Source organism: Kitasatospora sp. NPDC058965, assembly GCF_042741245.1.
Taxonomy (GTDB): Bacteria; Actinomycetota; Actinomycetes; order Streptomycetales; family Streptomycetaceae; genus Kitasatospora.
The window spans coordinates 24,678-40,856 of record NZ_JBHYKG010000035.1 but is presented as its reverse complement, the minus strand read 5'-3'; the positions used below and the strand labels follow the sequence as shown (position 1 = coordinate 40,856).

The window sequence follows — 16,179 nt, the reverse complement described above, 5'->3', positions numbered from 1 at the left end:
CCGCACTGATGGGCCGCAACGGCGCCGGCAAGTCCACCCTGCTCGGCACCCTGGCCGGCCTGCACGCCGCGAGCTCGGGCACGGTCCGGGTCGGCGCCCTCACCCCGCACCGCGCCCGCCCGCGCGACCTGGTGCGCCAGGTCGCGCTGGTCCCGCAGGACCCGCGCGACCTGCTCGGCGCCGAGACCGTCGCCGCCGAGTGCGCCGCCGCCGACCGCGATGCCGGTGCGGCGCGCGGCCGCTGCCGCGCCCTGCTGGCACGGTTGGCCCCCGGTCTGCCCGACGGGGCCCACCCGCGGGACCTGTCCGAGGGCCAACGCCTCACCCTGGCACTGGCGGTGGTGCTCACCGCCGACCCGCGGCTGCTGCTGCTCGACGAGCCCACCCGCGGCCTCGACTACGCCGCCAAGGCCCGCCTGGTGGCGATCCTGGCCGACCTGGCCGCGACCGGCACCGCGATCCTGCTGGCCACCCACGACGTCGAGCTGGCCGCCGAACTCGCCCACCGCACCCTGGTGCTGGCCGACGGCGAGCTGGTCGCCGACGGCCCGTGCGCGGAGGTGGTCACCGCCTCCCCGGTCTACGCCCCGCAGGTGGCCAAGATCCTCGCCCCCGAACCCTGGTTGACGGTCCGTCAGGTTGCCGACGCGCTGCGCGCAGGGGCCGCCGGATGAGCCGCCGCCTCGGGCCGCGGGCCGCGCTCGCCCTGCTGCTGGTCACCCTGGTCGGTCTGGCCGCCTTCGGCTGGCCGCTGCTGGCCGGGCCGCACTCCGCCGTGGTCGGCCACGCCGCCGACGCGCCGTGGCTCTTCGCCCTGCTGCTCCCGCTGCTGCTGGCCGTGCTGGTGGCCCAGATCTCCGAGGCCGGCCTGGAGCCGAAGACGGTGGCCCTGCTCGGCGTGCTGGCGGCGGCCGGCGCCGCGCTGCGCCCGCTGGGGGCCGGCACGGCGGGGCTGGAGCCGATGTTCTTCCTGATGGTGCTGGCCGGCCGGGTGCTCGGCCCGGCCGACGGCTTCGTGCTGGGCGCGATCACGCTGCCGGCCTCCGCACTGCTCACCGGCGGGGTCGGGCCCTGGCTGCCGTTCCAGATGCTGTCGATGGGCTGGGTCTGCCTGGGTGCGGGGCTGCTGCCCGGCACCGCCGGCACCAGGGCCGAGCGCCTGCTGGTGGCCGGGTACGGCGCCCTCGCCGCGGTGGCCTACGGCACCGTGATGAACCTCCAGGGCTGGCCCTACATCGGCGGCCTCGGCAGCGCGGTCGCCTTCGTGCCGGGCGACCCGCTCGGCGCCAACCTGCCGCGGTTCGTGCTGTACTGCCTGACCACCTCGCTGGGCTGGGACCTGACCCGGGCCGCGCTGACCGCCGTGCTCTGCCTGACCGCCGGCGGTCCGGTGCTGCGCGCGCTGCGCCGGGCCACAAGGCGGGCCGCCTTCGCCGCCCCCGCCGCCTTCCGGGCCCCCGCCGGGCCCGGCGAGCCGGTCAGCGCGTCGCCGGATGCCGGGTCTGCCTGACCAGCGTCGAGGTCGCCCGCTCCAGCAGCTCGCACAGCACCGTGTACTCGGCCGGCCGGAACGCCCGGGTCAGCCCCGTCTCCAGCTCCGCGACCTCCTGGTAGGCCCGCTTGAGCGTGGTCCGCCCGGTCTCGGTCAGCTCGGTGACCAGGACCTTGGCGTGCGCCGGCGACACCGTCCGGGAGATCAGTCCCTTGCCCTGCAGCGTGCCCAGCACGGTGGCCATGCTCTGCTGGCTGACCCCGCACCCGCGGGCCAGCTGGGCCCCGGAGAGCCCCTCCTCCCGGGACAGCCGGAGCAGCACCGTGTACTGGGTCATGGTGAGCCCGAAGCTGCGCAGCACCGCCTCGTGATGGGCCATCAGCGCCTGTTCCGCGCGCCGGATCCGAGTGCACAGGTGCTCTGCGGCCGGGATATCGGTCATGCGCCACACAATACTGTTCCATCTCCGCCGGCATATCTCGTTCACTCCAGGAGCTCGCGCCGGGCCCGCGGCGGGCGCAGTCTGGAAGGACCACGGTCCGGCGACCGATGCCGGGCCGGCGAGCGGACGGAGGTGCCACTGCCATGGCCACCTTCATGGACGTCCACCACGGGATGACCGGGATCACGGCCGAGGACCTGGCCGCCGCCCACCAGGCCGACCTGGCGATCGAGAAGGAGGAGAACGTCAGCTTCAAGCAGGCCTGGGCGGACCCGGACTCGGGCACCGTCTACTGCCTGTCCGAGGCGCCCTCGATGGAGGCGGTCCAGCGGGTGCACGAGCGCGCCGGCCACCGCGCCGACGAGATCCACCCGGTCCCCCTGTCGGTCTGAGCGCCCGCGGCAGCACCGTCAATCCCGATTGACGCGGCCCTCTAGGATCAGCCCCAGTACACAGGGGTTTTCGGTTCAACGGGGGTGTCGGCACCATGGGTGTCATCGTCGTCGCGGTCGCAGCGGTCCTGCTCGTCGCGCTGCTGGCCTGGTTGGTCGGCGTCTACAACCGGCTGGTCCGGCTGCGCAACCAGACCGAGGCCTCCTGGGCCCAGATCGACGTGCAGCTCAGGCGTCGACTGGACCTGATCCCCAACCTGGTGGAAACCGCCGAGGGCTACGCCGGCCACGAGCGGGCCACCTTCGAGTCGGTCGCGGCGGCCCGCTCGGCCGCCGCGGTCGAGGGCCTGGGCACCGCCGACCGGGCCGCGGCCGAGGGCGCGCTGGCCACCAGCCTGGCCAAGCTGCTGGCGCTGGGCGAGGCCTACCCGCAGCTGAAGGCCGACGGCCGGTTCGCCGTGGTCCAGTCCGAACTGGCCACCGCCGAGAACAAGATCGCCTACGCCCGCCAGTTCTTCAACAGCGCGGTGCAGAGCTACAACACCGCGCAGCAGAGCTTCCCGGCCAACCTGGTGGCGGGCCTGGGCGGGCACGCGCCCAGGGAGTACTACGAGGCCGGGGCCGCCGCGCAGGACCCGGTGCGGGTCTCCTTCTGATGGTCGCCGTCCTGCTCGGGGCGGCCGCGGCGGCCGGCCTCTGGCTGCTGGTGCTGGCCGTCGCCCTGCTGCTCACCCGCAACGGCAAGGTGCACCCCGCGCCCGCCTCCCAGGAGTTGGGGCCCGAGCCGGAGTCGCCCGCCGTGGTCAGCCTGCTCGGCTCCGGCTGGCGCGGGGTGCGCCACGCGGCCGCCGCCACCGTGCTCGACCTGGCGGCCCGCGGGGTGCTCGAACTGCGCCAGCCGGGCGACGACCCGGCAGCCACCACGGTCCACCTGACGGGCCGTCAACTGCCGTCCGCCACCGCCTGCGAGCGCCGGGTGCTGAACCGGGTGGGTGCGCTGGCCCGCAGCGGCGGGGCGCCGATCGGCGCGATCGCCTTCCGGGCCGACCGGGCGGCCGCCGGCTGGCAGGCCGCGCTGCGCCGCGAGGTGCTCGCCGAGGCCCGGGTCCGCGGTCTGTCTTGGCGCCGGCTGCCGCAGTCGCTGGTCAACGGGCTGCTGCTGGGCACCCTGGCGCCCGGCGCGCTGGCCGCCCTGGCCGTGGTGGTCGGCGGCCACCCGGTGCGGGCGGCGGTGCTGGTCGGCGCCGTGCCGACGGGTGCGCTGGGCCTGCTGCTGGCCCGCTCGGTGGGCGAGCGGGCCACCCCGGCCGGGCTGGTCCGGGCCGGGCACTGGGCCGGACTGCGCCAGTGGCTGCACGCCCACGAGGCCTTCGCCGGCCTGCCGCCGGCCGCGGTCACCGTCTGGGACCGCTACCTGGCGTACGGCACGGCGCTGGGCGTCTCCAGCACGGCCGGCCGGCTGCTCGGCTTCGACGCGGGCTCCAAGCGCCGGGTCTGGTCCGAGTTCGGCGGGCGGTGGCGCGAGGTGCGGATCGGCTACCCGCCGCTGTGGCCCGGGTACGGGGCCGACGGCGCCCGACTGCTGCGCACCGCGGGGGCGTTCGCGCTGCTCGCGGTCGGGGCGGGCGTGTTCGCCGCGGTCCGCTCGGCCGACTGGGCCGCGAGCGACCCGGCGGACGGTCCCGGACCCGCGGCGGTCCTGGGCGCCGGCTGGTGCCTGCTCCTGGTGCTGGCGATGCTGCTGGCCGGCCGGCTGACGTCGCGCACCTTCTTCGTGCCGCTGCTGCTCCTGCTCGCGGTCGGCACCGCCGGCGCCCGGGCCGGCTTCCTGGCCGACGGGCTGACCCGGCCGGGACCGCTGCCCGCCGAGACGGCGGCGATCGTGCTGACCGGCGCGGCCGCGGTCGGCTACCTGGTCCTGCACCGGCTGCGGCGCCGGCCGCCGGTGGTCGTGGTCGGCGAGGTGCTCCGGCTGGAGCGGCGGTTCGGCCGGCGGGCCGGGCACCACCTGGCGGTGGACGACGGCCGCGCCGACCGCACCACCGCCTGGGCCCTGCCGTACGGCCGTCCCGCCCCCGCCCCGGGCAGCACGGTCCGCCTGACCGTCTGCCCGGCCACCCGCACCGTGCTGACCGCGCAGCCGGTCGCGCGCGCCGCCGCGGCGGCCGGAGCCCGCGGGTAGCGGGGTCAGAAGGACCGGCCCTCGCTGTGCGGCACGTGCGCCGCCGGCGTGGGGTCGGGGTGGTCCTGCGGGTCGCCGCACAGCTGGGAGCTCAGCCGGGTGAGCAGCTCGGCCAGGTCGGCGAACTGCTTCTCGTCCCAGTCGCCGAGCAGCTCCGACAACTGGTGGCGACGGGCCGCCACCAGCCGCAGCGCGAGCTGCTCGCCCTCCTCGGTGAGCCGCATCGGCAGCCCGTTGCGCTTCGCCAGCCCGCGGCCCTCCACCTCGCGGGCGGCGGCCTCCACCACGGCCGGCGGCACGATCCGCCGCTCCGCCAGTTCGGCCGGCTCCACCGAGCCCTGCCGGTGCATCTGCAGCAGCAGCCAGCTGGAGGCCGGCTGCAGGTCCAGGCCCGCCTCGGCGGTGATCCGCCGGTACAGGTCGCGCCGGGCCTCCCGGCTGTTCAGCACGGCCAGCGCGCGGGCGATCTCGTCCACCGAACTGCGCTCCACCGGGTTCATCCCGATCGACTCGGACAGGTCCGGCGCCGTCACCGAGGCCCGCAGCGGCTGCTCCTGGACGAACAGCGCCAGCACGAAGGCCACCGCCGCCACCGGCGCCGCGTACAGGAAGACCTGGGAGATGGAGACCGCGTACGCGTGCAGCACCCCGTGCTGCACGGCCGGCGGCAGGGTGTGCACCACCCGCGGGTCGGAGCTGATCGTGCCGGGGGTGAAGCCGGGCGGCAGCTGCACCCCGCTCAGCGCGGCCGCCAGCTTGTCCTTCAGCCCGGTGGTGAAGATGGTGCCGAAGATCGACACCCCGAAGGAGGCCCCGATCGAGCGGAAGAAGGTGGCCGAGGCGGTGGCCACCCCCAGGTCCTGGTAGCCCACCGAGTTCTGCACGATCAGCACCAGCACCTGCAGCACCAGGCCCAGGCCCAGGCCGAAGACCAGGAAGTACAGGCTCATCACGGTGGTCGAGGTGGACTCGGTGAGCCGGGAGAGCAGCACCAGACCCACCGTCACCACCGCGGTGCCGGCGATCGGGAAGACCCGGTAGCGCCCGGTCCGCGCGACCACCTGGCCGGAGCCGATCGAGGTGACCAGCATGCCCAGCACCATCGGCAGCATGTGCACGCCGGACATGGTGGGCGAGACGCCCTGCACCACCTGCAGGAAGGTCGGCAGGTAGGTGAGCGCGCCGAACATCGCGAAGCCGACCACGAAGGAGATCACCGCGACCAGGCTGAAGGTGCGCGAGCGGAACAGCCGCGGCGGCAGCACCGCCTCCTCGGCCCGCCGCTCCACCAGCGCGAAGCAGGCCAGCAGCACCACCCCGAGCACCCCGAGGCCGATGATCTGCCAGGAGCCCCAGGCGTAGGTCACCCCGCCCAGCGAGGTCATCAGGACGAAGCAGGTGGCCACCGAGGCGATCAGCACGATGCCCGGGTAGTCGATCCGGTGCTCGCGCTTGACCTCGACGCTGTGCAGCACGACGGCGATCGCCACCAGCGCCACGGCGCCGATCGGCAGGTTGATGTAGAAGACCCAGCGCCAGGAGAGCTGGTCCACGAAGAAGCCGCCGAGCAGCGGGCCGAGCACGCTGGTGGCGCCGAAGACCGCGCCGAACAGGCCCTGGTACTTGCCGCGGTCGCGCGGCGGCACCAGGTCGCCGACGATCGCCTGGGTCAGCACGATCAGCCCGCCGCCGCCCAGCCCCTGCAGGGCGCGGAAGCCGATCAGCTCGCCCATGTTCTGCGACAGGCCGCACAGCGCGGAGCCGACCAGGAAGATCACGATGGAGGCCTGGAAGAACCGCTTGCGGCCGTACATGTCGCCGAGCTTGCCCCACAGCGGGGTGGCGGCCGTGGAGGCCAGCAGATAGGCCGTCACCACCCAGGACAGGTGTTCCAGACCGCCCAGGTCGCTGACGATGGTGGGCAGCGCGGTGGACACGATGGTCTGGTCCAGTGCGGCCAGCAGCAGGGCCAGCAGCAGCGCGCTGATCGGCACCCAGAGGTTGTGGACCGGGGCCTGTTGCGGGACGAGCGGTGCGGTGTCGGTCGCCGGTTCCGCCATCGGGGGGCCTCCAGGTGATGCGCCGTCCGGTGTCTCGTCCTCATCGTGTCAGATTTGTCCGTATATGTGATGGACAGTTGGGCCATTAGTAAGCCGGGCGGGCCTGTCGGCCGCACAGGTCCTGCTGCATAATCGGGCGCGTTCGACGCACCGACGCTTCCAGGAGGACCGGTCCCATGCCGGGATTCGACCAGCCGGGCTCCGGGCCGGATCCCGATCTGACCGAGACCGCCGTCATGCCGCACGTCGAGGGTCCGCCGCTGGTGCGCCCGTACGCGCCCGCGGCACCCGCCGGCGCGCGGTTCGCCGCCCCCGGGCAGCAGCAGCCGGTGCCGCCGATGCCGCCGCAGGCCCCCGGGCCGTACCAGGCCCCGCCGGTGCCGTACCAGCTACCGTCCGGACAGCCGCCGCAGGCCCCGCCGGTGCCGCCGCAGGCTCCCCCCGTACCGCCGCAGGCCCCGCCGGTGCCGACCGCGGCGCAGCCGATGTACGGTCAGGTCCCGCCGATGCCGGTCGGCGCCCCGCGCCATCCGCAGCCGCCGGCGGCTCCCCCGGTGCCCGCCGCCCCGCCGGCCGCCGAGACCACCATGCTGCTCCCGCCCGCCCCGCCCTCGGCCGCCCCGCGCGAGCTGGGCCTCTTCCCGCTCGCCACCGACGAGCCGCGGTCCAGACGCGCGGCCCGCCGGTCCGGACAGCGGCGCACCGGACTGGTCGCCGCGGCCGGCGCCGGCGTGGTGCTGCTCGGCGTCGGCCTGGCCTTCGCCCTCTCCCCCGGCGCCGACGGCAACCGCACGGCACTGCCGGTGCAGCCCACCGGCGTCCAGGACCCCAGCCCCAGCGATCAGCCCAGCGCCTCCGACGCCCCCTCGGCCGCCGCGCAGACCGGCTCGGCCGCCCCCACCTCGGCCAAGCCGACCGTGGCCCCGAAGAGCAAGGCCCCGGCCCCGGCCCCGACCACGGCGGCCCCGCCGACCAGCCAGGCCCCCAAGCCCACCCCGAGCGCCAGCCCGACGCCGAGCCCGACGCCGACCGGCCCGCCGCAGACGCTGCGCCTGGGCTACTCGGGCCCCGAGCTGGCCGCGCTGCAGCAGCAGCTGATCGCCGCGGGCTGCGCCGGCAGCCTGGATCCGGCCCAGTACGACTGGGACACCGCGATGGCGGTGAGCAACTTCCAGCAGGCGAACCACTCGCTCCGCAAGGAGGAGTGGGGCGCCTACACGCCCGCCACCCGGGCTGCCCTGACCTCGGGCAAGACCTGCTGACCCGCCGTCACCCCGTGATCGCCCCGACGATGCTCACGCCCGCCAGCACCAGCATCGCGGCGGCGGCGACCCGGATGATCACCTTCATCGGGACGTGCTTGAGCAGCTTCTGACCGCCCAGGATCGCCAGCCCGCCGACGGCGCACAGCGCGAGCCAGGCGCCCAGGCCCACCGACAGCGGGTCGGCGTACTTGGCGGCCAGGTTGGCGGTCATGATCTGGGTCAGGTCGCCGAACTCGGCCACCGCGACCACCAGGAAGCTGGCCCCGGCCACCTTCCAGAACCCGTTGGAGCCGGGCTTCTTCGCCTCGTGCGGCTCCTCCTCGTGCTTGTGCAGCAGCAGCATCACCGCGCCGGCCAGGAAGAGCAGGCCGGTCACCAGCTCCACCCAGCGGTGCGGCAGCAGCGCCAGCAGGCTGCCGGCCACCAGCGCCAGCCCCACCTGCACCGCCATCGCGGCCGCGACACCGGCGAACACGTAGGCGGCGCGGTACTTGGTGCCCAGCATCAGGGCGGCCAGCGCGGTCTTGTCCGGCAGCTCGGCCAGGAAGATGATGCCGAAGGTCACGGCGAAAACGGTCAGGCTCATCAGGTCGAGAATCCCTCGGTTGCGGCTGCCCGGCCAGTCCCGAAGAGCAAAAGAGACCTCGGCCCGGCAGCACTGGTGTGGTCACAGCACTGCGGCCGAAGGTCTCGCCGACACGTCGTGACGTGTCCCGGGCGCCGGGCCCCTCATCGCTGAGCGGCCAGTATGTCGACGGTCCGGTGGAGGGCTACTCCCCTTCAACGCCTCCACTCTACCGGACGCCGCACCAGCCCCCGCCCCACCAGCTCCAGCACCACCACGACCGCCACCGCCTCCACCGCCAGCAGGGCCACCAGCACGAACAGCTGCACCGCCCCCGCCGCCACCGGGGAGGCCCCGCCCAGCAGCATCCCGACGAACGCGCCCGGCAGCGTGACCAGGCCGACCGTGCGGGTCTGGTCCAGCGCCGGCACCAGCGAGGTGGCCGCGGCGGTGCGGCAGATCTCCAGCCGCGCGTCCCGGTCCTCGAAGCCGAGGGCCAGGGCCGCCTCGACCTCGCCGTGGCGCTGGGTCAGCTCGTCCAGCGCCCGGCGGCCCGCCAGCGAGGTGGCGGTCAGCGCGCCGCCGATCAGGATCCCGGCCACCGGGACGATCGACAGGCCCTGCCAGGGCAGCAGCCGGCTGCCCAGCAGCAGCGCCAGCACCGGCAGCACCCCCGCGCCGATCGGCGCGGCCGCCCAGGCCCAGGACCAGCCGGGCGCGTCCGTCATCCGCCGCCCGGCGGTGCGCACCGCGACCGAGAACATCACCAGCACGAAGAGCGCGGTCCACCAGAGCGAGTGCACCACCCAGGTGATCACGGAGGCAACGGCGGCCAGCTGCACCACCGCCCGCACGCCGGCCCGCAGCACGTCCTTGCCGTGCCCGAGCCGCCCCCAGCCGGCCACCGCCACCCCGGCGGCCAGCAGCACCGCCATCGCCACCCCGAGCGCGGGGGTGACCGGCAGCAGCTGGTTGCCGCCGCCCGCCGCGCCCAGCTGCCGGACCGTCAGATCCAACTGGTGAACCACATGTGGTCCTGCCACTCGGTCATCGGGATCACCTGCGCGGTGTACAGCGGCAGGAAGTAGAGGAAGCAGCCCACGATCGCCAGCACGATGCCGCCGGCCGCCGCCGCCCCGTAGGCCCGCCGGCGCGGCGGGCAGCCGGGCGGCCCGAGCAGCGCCCCCAGCAGCTGGGCCACCGCGAGGCAGAGGAACGGCACCAGCACCACCATGTAGAAGGAGAAGATGGTGCGCTGCTGGAAGCCGAACCAGGGCAGGTAGATCGCCGCCACCGCGCAGAGCACCGCGCCCGAGCGCCAGTCGCGCCGGAAGAACCAGGCCCACAGCAGGTAGGCCAGCGCGAAGCAGGCGGTCCACCAGAGCAGCGGGGTGCCGAGCGCCAGGATCTGCGTGGTGCAGCCGCCCGGCGCGGTGCAGCCCTGCTGCCCGGTGCTGACGGGCTGCCAGTACATCGACACCGGCCGGCCCTGGACCAGCCAGCTCCACGGGTTGGACTGGTAGGTGTGCGGGCTGGTCAGCGTGGTGTTGAAGTGCCACATCTCCGACTGGTAGTGCCACCAGCCCTGCCAGGCGGCCGGGCCGAAGCCGGACCGCCCCGCGCCCCACTGCCGGTCGTAGCCGCCGGAGGTGGCGAACCAGCCGGTCCAGGAGGCCACGTAGGTGAGCGCCCCGACCACCACCATGGAGACGAAGGCGGGCCCGGCGTCGTGCCGCAGCATCGCCCGCCACGGCCGCCGGGCGCCGGCCCGGCGCCGGCCGGCCTGGTCCCAGAGCACGGTGAGCAGCCCGAAGGCGGCCAGGATCTGCGCGCCGTTCCACTTCACCGAGCAGGCCGCGCCGAGCAGCAGCCCGGCCGCCAGCCGCCACGGGCGCAGGCCCAGCCGCACGGCGTCCCCGTCGACCCCGTCGGCGAACAGCCGCTCCCGGGTCCGGTCGCGGTCCACCAGCAGGCAGCCGAAGGCGGCCAGCACGAAGAACATCAGCACGCCGTCGAGCAGCCCGGTGCGGCTCATCACCAGTTGGAGGCCGTCCACCGACATCAGCAGCGCGGCGGTGCACCCGAGCAGGGTCGAGCCGAACAGCCGCCGCCCGATCCGGGCCAGCATCAGCACCGTGACGGTGCCCAGCAGCGCCACCATCACCCGCCAGCCGAACGGGTGCAGGCCGAAGGCCGCCTCGCCGAGCGCGATCACCCACTTGCCCAGCGGCGGGTGCGCCACGAAGGCCGGCGCGCTGCCCAGCGGGATCACCTGGGGCACGGCGAGGAGCTGCTCGTTGGCGTTGCTCGGCCAGGTGCCCTCGTACCCCTGCTGGAGCAGCGACCAGGCGTCCTTGGGGTAGTACGTCTCGTCGAAGACGAAGGCGTTGGGGTGGCCCAGGTTCCAGAACCGCAGCACCCCGGCGAACAGCGCCACCGCCAGCGGCCCGAGCCAGCCCGCGTACCGGACCAGCCAGGGCAGCCGGGCGGCCAGGCCGTCCAGGACCGGCGAGCGGCCGGTCACCGGGGCCGCGTGCGCCCCGCCGACCGGCCGCTCGATGACTGCCGTCTCTGCCATCGCCCCACCGTCGACTCGTCGGTCACCGCCGAGCCGGGGTGCCGGCGATCTCCCCGGTCAGCCTCTCATGCCGCCGTCTGCAGCTCGCGGACCGGCGCGGGGCTCGGGCTGCCCACCGGCTCGGCGGCGTTGTCCTGGGCCGGCGTGAGGGAGCCGCGCAGGCGCAGCGCCAGCACGATGATCAGCAGTGTGCAGCCGGTCATCGCGAGCAGGTAGAGCGGCCAGGTGCCGGAGCCGACCAGCAGCACGCCGACAGCCGGGCCGACCGCGATCGCGGTCTGCTTCACCAGCGCGAAGGCCGAGTTGTAGGTGCCGAGCAGCCGGGCCGGGGCCAGGTCGGCGACGATCGGGCCCAGGGTCGGCGCCAGCATCGACTCGCCGACGCCGAACAGCACGTAGATCGAGACGATCGCCACCGTGGCGGCCACGGCCTCGCCGCGGACCAGGCCGGCCAGCAGGGCCATCGCCCAGGCGCCCAGCCAGACCACGCCGGTGGCGGCCATCGCGGTGGTCCGCCGCCGCTTGGCGGTGATCCGCACCATGATCATCTGCAGCAGCACGATGGTCACCGCGTTGGCCCCGATCGCCAGACCCAGGGTGGACGGCGCGGTCTTCACCGTGTCGGTGGCGAAGGCCGCGACGCCCGACTCGAACTGGCCGTAGCAGGTGAAGAAGATCAGCCCGGCCAGCAGGCAGAGCCGCAGCATCGCCTTGTCCGCCCGCAGCGCCCGCAGCGCACTGGGCGCCGGACCGTCGCCCACCAGGACCGGCGCCGGTCCGGGGATCCGGGCGGTGCCGGTGACCAGCGCCAGGCCGAGGAAGGTGAGCGCCTCGATGGTGAACAGCCGGGTCAGGCTGGCCGGCTCGGCCACGTCCACGATCTGCCCGCCGACCAGGGCGCCGATGCCCATGCCGAGGTTGACCAGGGTGAACTGCAGCGCGAAGGCGTGCGAGCGGGTCTTCGGGGTGGAGCAGCGCACGATCATGGTGGCCAGTGCCGGCTGGCAGGTGGTCACCCCGCCGCCGAACAGGAACGAGGCCACCAGCAGCCCGGCCGTTCCGCCCGCCTGCCCGAAGGCGAAGGCGCCGGTGGCGGCCAGCGCGCAGCCGGCCAGCAGCACCGGGCGCGGCCCGAACCGGTCGATGCCCCGGCCCGCGAACGGCAGCACCACCAGCGCGGCCAGCGCGAAGACGGTGAAGACCATGCCCGCGGCGAGCGAACCCAGCCCGCGCACCTGGTCCACGTACACGAACATGTACGGCAGCGTGAAGCCGCTGCCGAAGGCGCTGAGCGCGTTGCCGAGCTGGACGCGGCGCAGGGTGCCGCCCGCACCGTACCTCTGCTTCTTCATCGGGGACACCCCTTCTCACTTCAACTCGGAAGACTTCAGAGCTAAACTCTAAGAGGCGAAACAATATTTCGTCAAAGTCTTAACCGGCCGAGGGATCGTGGGAGACTGGGCCCATGACTGCACCCAAGCCGGGCGGCCAGGACGCCGGCGAGCTCGACATCGCCGAACAAGTGGCCATCTACCAGCGGGAGTTCCCCACCGTGGACCCGCAGGTGGAGACCATCGTCTCCTCGCTCTCCCGGGTCTCCCGGCGGATGGGCGTGGCCTACTCGCGACAGCTGACTGTGCTCGGGATCACCAGCGCCGAGTGGGAGGTGCTCAAGGCCCTGGTGGTGGCCGGCAGCCCCTACCGGCTGGGCCCGGGCGAGCTGGCCAAGCGGCTCGGCCTGACCCCGGCCGCGATGACCCACCGGATCGACCGGATGGTGACCGAGGGCCTGGTCACCCGGGAGCGGGACGAGGCCAACCGGGTCCGGGTGATCATCGAGCTCACCGAGGACGGCCGCGACAAGTGGCTCGAATCGATGCGGATGGCCGCGGTCTTCGAGGAGGACCTGCTCTGCGACATCGGCGCCGAGGAGCGCACCCTGCTCTCCGGCCTGCTCGGTCGGATGCTGCGCCGGCTCGAGGACGAACAGGCCTGACCCGGGCCGCCGCGGCCACCGGGCCGGTGCGCGGCGGTCACCGGCCCGTCCGGTGGTGTTGGCGTGTCGTTGAGTGGCGGGCGGGGGTGGCCGACGGCAGGGTGAGTGCTGAGGGACTTCGACGCGCGTGCGTCGGTCCGGACCACTCCCGCCCCCTGGAGGCGACACCCATGCCCGTGGTCAGCAACCCGTACACCCCCGGCACGCCGTGCTGGGTCGACCTGATGGCCCCCGACCAGCAGGCCGCCATCGACTTCTACCGCGACCTGTTCGGCTGGCAGGGCGAGAAGGGCCCCGAGGAGTTCGGCGGCTACGCGGTGCTCACCCTGAACGACAAGCCGGTGGCCGGCATCGGACCGGCGATGGCGATGGGCGACAACCCGCCCCCGCCCACCGTGTGGACCACCTACCTGGCCACCGACGACGCGGACGCCGCCGCGGTGCGGATCACCGAGGCCGGCGGCCAACTGCTCTTCCCGGTGATGGACGTCGGCACCACGGGCCGGATGCTGGTGGCCACGGACACCACCGGCGCGGTCTTCGGCGTCTGGCAGCCGGTGGACTTCTTCGGCGCCCAGGTGGTCAACGAGGCCGGCGCGCTGATCTGGAACGAGCTCAACACGACGGACACCAAGGCCGCCACCGCCTTCTACGCCGCCGCCCTCGGCATCGAGATGATCCCGATGGAGGGCATGGAGACCTACCTGGGCCTGAACGTGGCCGGCAAGGTGGTCGGCGGTGCGCAGAGCCTGGAGAACCACCCCGCGGGCACCCCGCCGCACTGGGCCGTCTACTTCGCGGTGGACGACGTGGACAGCACGGTCGACGCCACGGTGCGGGCCGGCGGTGCGCTGCTGATCCCGGCGATGGACACCCCGGTCGGCCGGATGGCCGGCCTGGCCGACCCGCAGGGCGGCGCCTTCTGGGTGATCAAGCCGGAGATGCCCGAGGAGTCCTGACGGACGGTCCGGACGGGCCGCGGCCCCGGAGCGTGAGCGCTCCGGGGCCGCGGCGGCTTTCCGTGCGGGCGGGTCAGCAGGGACCGTTGTCGGTCCACACGCCCCAGGCACCGCTCAGGGTCGGGTCCTCGTTGGTGGTCCACCACTTGTTGGTGTAGTTGTGGCCCTTCCAGGAGACCTTGGTGCCGGCGGTGGCGTACACCGTGCTCGCGTTCCAGCTCGGCGCGGTGCAGGTGCCGGCCGGCGGGGTCGAGGCCGGCGGGGTGGTCACCGGCGGGGTGGTGACCGGCGGGGTCGACACCGGCGGGCTGGTCACCGGCGGGGTCGAGACCGGCGTGGTCGGCGACGACGAGGTCGGCGGGGCCGGGCAGTTGGCGGCCGAGCCGTTGGTGGCGTTCACCATGGTGTCGAACAGGCCGGTCTGGGTGCCCAGGTCGTAGAGCGAGAAGGCGAACGAGCCGCCCAGGCCGTTGCAGTGCAGGTAGTCGGCCTTGGCCTGGATCGACTGGGCGTTCTCACCGCTCCAGAAGGTGGTGCCGTCGTAGAACCAGGCGGCCTTGGCGGTGTCGTCCCAGTAGGTGTACGACGGGTTGTCCACGAAGCCGTTGAGCTCCTTGAACATCCGGATGCCGTTCACGTTGCCCGAGTCGGCGGCGCCGGTGGCCGGGCCGGTCGCGCTCTGGAACAGGCCGTGGTTGCTGCCGGCCGGCACGCCGGTCCAGCCGCGGTAGTAGAACGGCACACCCATGTTGATCTTCTTGGCGGGGAAGCCGCCGGGGATGCCGTACTGCGGGTCACCGACCGTCCAGGCCTTGATCGCCTCGTCGATCGAGTACTTGGAGGTGCCCGGCGAGACCGGCGTCATCGGGTCGTTCGGGTCCGAGTAGAGCGCGGCCTGGTGGTTGGTCGGGCCGGTCGCGTCCCAGGCGCCGTGCATGTCGTACGTCATCACGTCCATGAACGTGAGGTACTGGCCGATCTTGTCGGTCTCGTAGTTCTGGATCTTGTCCTGGCCGGCGCCGACCGCCGCGCTCAGCGCGTAGGTCTTGTTGTCCGCCTTGCCCTGGGCGTCCAGCTCGGAGCGGAACTCGGCGAGCAGCGCCGTGTAGTTCTGCTTGTCGGCCGGCGAGGAGTGGTTGCCGGTGTGGCCGCCGCCGCCCGGGTACTCCCAGTCCAGGTCGAAGCCGTCGAAGATGCCGGCCGCCGAGCCCGGGCCGCCGAAGCCGGCGTCCGAGGGGAGGTTGCCCTTGATGAACATGTTGATGCAGGACGAGACCAGCGCCTTGCGCGAGGAGTCGGTCGCCGCCGCGTCGGAGAAGAACTTGGAGTAGGTCCAACCACCGATCGAGAGCAGGATCTTGAGGTTGGGGTTCTTCGCCTTCAGCTTCTTCAGCTGGTTGAAGTTGCCCGCGATCGGCTGGTTCCAGACGTCCGCCTGGCCGTCCACGCTGATGTCCGCGCCGTACGACTTCTCGTAGTCGGCGAAGGCGTCGCCGGCGCCGTCACCCGCGTTGGGGTTGGCGTCGTTGGTGTCGGCCGCCTTGGTCGCCTCGAAGCACTGCAGCGTGGTCGGGTTGATGTTGGCGAAGTCGTAGATCATGTAGTCCAGCTTCCCGGCGACGCCGGTGTCCTGGGCTGTCTTGGGGTAGTACGCGTTGGCGTACACCGACCACTGGTCGAAGTAGGCGACCTTGAGGCCACCGCTGGTGGCCTGCGCGCCGGTGGTGTTGGTGGCCGCCGCGTTGGCGGTGCCGCCGGAGGTCAGGGCGAGCGAGGCGCCGAGCAGCAGCGAGGCGGCGGTGCCCAGGGCGAGGGCCGCGACGCCCTTGGAGCGGCGGCGCTTGCCGCCCTTCTCCGTGGGCTCGGCGGCGATCGAGCGAGTGAGCATGGTTGCGTGACTCCTGAGTGTGGGGGCCGGCATGCCCGGGGTGGGCCGGCCGCTCGGGGTGGGACCCGAGTGGACCTGGGCATGACAGAAAGGGGTCGTGCAGCGTGCGGTGGGCGCGGAGCTCCCCTGGACCGGCGCCGGCGGTTTGGGGCCGCGGGCGCCGGCTCAGGGGCTCCCTGCACCTGCGGATTAAAATGGACTAGACCAGAGGGGGCGTCAAGTGCGGTGCGGCACACTTGAGTCAGCGTTAAGGTTCGCCCCACCGAGGCTCCAGCGCTGAGCTGCGGTTAAACCTCCGCAGGCGAATCAAGGTCCGTCTTAAGTCGTACCCGGGCTGCATCTCGCGTCGCACCCGCCACC

The 16,179-nt window shown here is 73.7% G+C and carries 15 protein-coding genes; 8 read left to right on the top strand and 7 right to left on the bottom strand.

From position 1 onward, the window contains the following. A partial coding sequence (locus ACFW1A_RS09080) for an ATP-binding cassette domain-containing protein (protein ID WP_380406634.1) occupies positions 1 to 674 on the top strand: 674 nt, incomplete at its 5' end. Further along, entirely contained in the window at positions 671 to 1,510 is an 840-nt protein-coding gene (locus tag ACFW1A_RS09075) for an ECF transporter S component (protein WP_380406632.1), read from the top strand. The genes ACFW1A_RS09080 and ACFW1A_RS09075, both read left to right, overlap by 4 nt. Here ACFW1A_RS09075 and ACFW1A_RS09070 read toward each other — a convergent pair. Then, the gene (locus ACFW1A_RS09070) at positions 1,479 to 1,934 is read right to left on the bottom strand and encodes a MarR family winged helix-turn-helix transcriptional regulator (RefSeq protein ID WP_380406630.1); all 456 of its coding nucleotides are present in this window, start codon (positions 1,932 to 1,934) and stop codon (positions 1,479 to 1,481) included. The two genes, ACFW1A_RS09075 and ACFW1A_RS09070, sit on opposite strands and share 32 nt — an antisense overlap. Before the next feature lie 143 nt (positions 1,935 to 2,077). Here ACFW1A_RS09070 and ACFW1A_RS09065 point away from each other — a divergent pair, with 143 nt between their 5' ends. From ACFW1A_RS09065 to ACFW1A_RS09055, 3 genes are all read left to right on the top strand, one after another. Beyond that, complete coding sequence (locus tag ACFW1A_RS09065; RefSeq protein ID WP_380406628.1) at positions 2,078 to 2,326, top strand: SCO4226 family nickel-binding protein; 249 nt, start codon at positions 2,078 to 2,080, stop codon at positions 2,324 to 2,326. Between the two features lie 95 nt (positions 2,327 to 2,421). Next, positions 2,422 to 2,982, top strand: coding sequence for a LemA family protein (locus tag ACFW1A_RS09060; protein ID WP_380406626.1), 561 nt, complete (start codon positions 2,422 to 2,424; stop codon positions 2,980 to 2,982). Then, positions 2,982 to 4,508, top strand: coding sequence for a DUF2207 family protein (locus ACFW1A_RS09055; RefSeq protein WP_380406624.1), 1,527 nt, complete (start codon positions 2,982 to 2,984; stop codon positions 4,506 to 4,508). The genes ACFW1A_RS09060 and ACFW1A_RS09055 overlap by 1 nt, the downstream gene beginning before the upstream one ends. Positions 4,509 to 4,513: 5 nt before the next feature. On the opposite strand, the gene ACFW1A_RS09050 is transcribed toward ACFW1A_RS09055, so the two are convergent. Then, entirely contained in the window at positions 4,514 to 6,568 is a 2,055-nt protein-coding gene (locus tag ACFW1A_RS09050; RefSeq protein WP_380406622.1) for an MFS transporter, read from the bottom strand. Positions 6,569 to 6,744: 176 nt separating this feature from the next. Here ACFW1A_RS09050 and ACFW1A_RS09045 point away from each other — a divergent pair, with 176 nt between their 5' ends. Beyond that, positions 6,745 to 7,830 carry a peptidoglycan-binding protein gene (locus ACFW1A_RS09045; RefSeq protein ID WP_380406620.1) on the top strand — a complete coding sequence of 362 codons (1,086 nt, stop codon included), beginning with the start codon at positions 6,745 to 6,747 and terminating at the stop codon, positions 7,828 to 7,830. A gap of 7 nt (positions 7,831 to 7,837) precedes the next feature. Here ACFW1A_RS09045 and ACFW1A_RS09040 read toward each other — a convergent pair whose 3' ends face one another. The 4 genes from ACFW1A_RS09040 to ACFW1A_RS09025 form a co-directional block, all read right to left on the bottom strand. Further along, positions 7,838 to 8,422 carry a TMEM165/GDT1 family protein gene (locus ACFW1A_RS09040; protein WP_380406638.1) on the bottom strand — a complete coding sequence of 195 codons (585 nt, stop codon included), beginning with the start codon at positions 8,420 to 8,422 and terminating at the stop codon, positions 7,838 to 7,840. Between the two features lie 191 nt (positions 8,423 to 8,613). Further along, a complete protein-coding gene (locus tag ACFW1A_RS09035) occupies positions 8,614 to 9,333 on the bottom strand; it encodes an ABC transporter permease (RefSeq protein ID WP_380406636.1) in 720 nt (239 codons plus the stop codon). Positions 9,334 to 9,404: 71 nt separating this feature from the next. Beyond that, entirely contained in the window at positions 9,405 to 10,976 is a 1,572-nt protein-coding gene (locus tag ACFW1A_RS09030; protein ID WP_380406618.1) for a dolichyl-phosphate-mannose--protein mannosyltransferase, read from the bottom strand. A 65-nt stretch (positions 10,977 to 11,041) separates the two neighbouring features. Further along, positions 11,042 to 12,328 carry an MFS transporter gene (locus ACFW1A_RS09025; protein ID WP_380406615.1) on the bottom strand — a complete coding sequence of 429 codons (1,287 nt, stop codon included), beginning with the start codon at positions 12,326 to 12,328 and terminating at the stop codon, positions 11,042 to 11,044. A gap of 113 nt (positions 12,329 to 12,441) precedes the next feature. On the opposite strand from ACFW1A_RS09025, the gene ACFW1A_RS09020 reads away from it, so the two are divergent. Then, positions 12,442 to 12,972 (top strand): MarR family winged helix-turn-helix transcriptional regulator, encoded by a 531-nt coding sequence (locus tag ACFW1A_RS09020; protein WP_380406613.1) that lies wholly within the window; start codon positions 12,442 to 12,444, stop codon positions 12,970 to 12,972. A 170-nt stretch (positions 12,973 to 13,142) separates the two neighbouring features. Then, complete coding sequence (locus tag ACFW1A_RS09015; RefSeq protein ID WP_380406611.1) at positions 13,143 to 13,931, top strand: VOC family protein; 789 nt, start codon at positions 13,143 to 13,145, stop codon at positions 13,929 to 13,931. Positions 13,932 to 14,004: 73 nt separating this feature from the next. On the opposite strand, the gene ACFW1A_RS09010 is transcribed toward ACFW1A_RS09015, so the two are convergent. Beyond that, the gene (locus ACFW1A_RS09010) at positions 14,005 to 15,819 is read right to left on the bottom strand and encodes a glycosyl hydrolase family 18 protein (RefSeq protein WP_380406609.1); all 1,815 of its coding nucleotides are present in this window, start codon (positions 15,817 to 15,819) and stop codon (positions 14,005 to 14,007) included. Between the last annotated feature and the right edge of the window lie 360 nt (positions 15,820 to 16,179).

What these genes read in the sequence shown, in the direction of transcription:
- ACFW1A_RS09075 (WP_380406632.1), top strand. Translation starts at nt 671, where the DNA reads ATGAGCCGCCGCCTCGGGCCGCGGGCCGCGCTCGCCCTGCTGCTGGTC.
- ACFW1A_RS09070 (WP_380406630.1), bottom strand. Translation starts at nt 1,934, where the DNA reads ATGACCGATATCCCGGCCGCAGAGCACCTGTGCACTCGGATCCGGCGC.
- ACFW1A_RS09065 (WP_380406628.1), top strand. Translation starts at nt 2,078, where the DNA reads ATGGCCACCTTCATGGACGTCCACCACGGGATGACCGGGATCACGGCC.
- ACFW1A_RS09060 (WP_380406626.1), top strand. Translation starts at nt 2,422, where the DNA reads ATGGGTGTCATCGTCGTCGCGGTCGCAGCGGTCCTGCTCGTCGCGCTG.
- ACFW1A_RS09055 (WP_380406624.1), top strand. Translation starts at nt 2,982, where the DNA reads ATGGTCGCCGTCCTGCTCGGGGCGGCCGCGGCGGCCGGCCTCTGGCTG.
- ACFW1A_RS09050 (WP_380406622.1), bottom strand. Translation starts at nt 6,568, where the DNA reads ATGGCGGAACCGGCGACCGACACCGCACCGCTCGTCCCGCAACAGGCC.
- ACFW1A_RS09045 (WP_380406620.1), top strand. Translation starts at nt 6,745, where the DNA reads ATGCCGGGATTCGACCAGCCGGGCTCCGGGCCGGATCCCGATCTGACC.
- ACFW1A_RS09035 (WP_380406636.1), bottom strand. Translation starts at nt 9,333, where the DNA reads ATGGCGGTGCTGCTGGCCGCCGGGGTGGCGGTGGCCGGCTGGGGGCGG.
- ACFW1A_RS09030 (WP_380406618.1), bottom strand. Translation starts at nt 10,976, where the DNA reads ATGGCAGAGACGGCAGTCATCGAGCGGCCGGTCGGCGGGGCGCACGCG.
- ACFW1A_RS09025 (WP_380406615.1), bottom strand. Translation starts at nt 12,328, where the DNA reads ATGAAGAAGCAGAGGTACGGTGCGGGCGGCACCCTGCGCCGCGTCCAG.
- ACFW1A_RS09020 (WP_380406613.1), top strand. Translation starts at nt 12,442, where the DNA reads ATGACTGCACCCAAGCCGGGCGGCCAGGACGCCGGCGAGCTCGACATC.
- ACFW1A_RS09015 (WP_380406611.1), top strand. Translation starts at nt 13,143, where the DNA reads ATGCCCGTGGTCAGCAACCCGTACACCCCCGGCACGCCGTGCTGGGTC.
- ACFW1A_RS09010 (WP_380406609.1), bottom strand. Translation starts at nt 15,819, where the DNA reads ATGCTCACTCGCTCGATCGCCGCCGAGCCCACGGAGAAGGGCGGCAAG.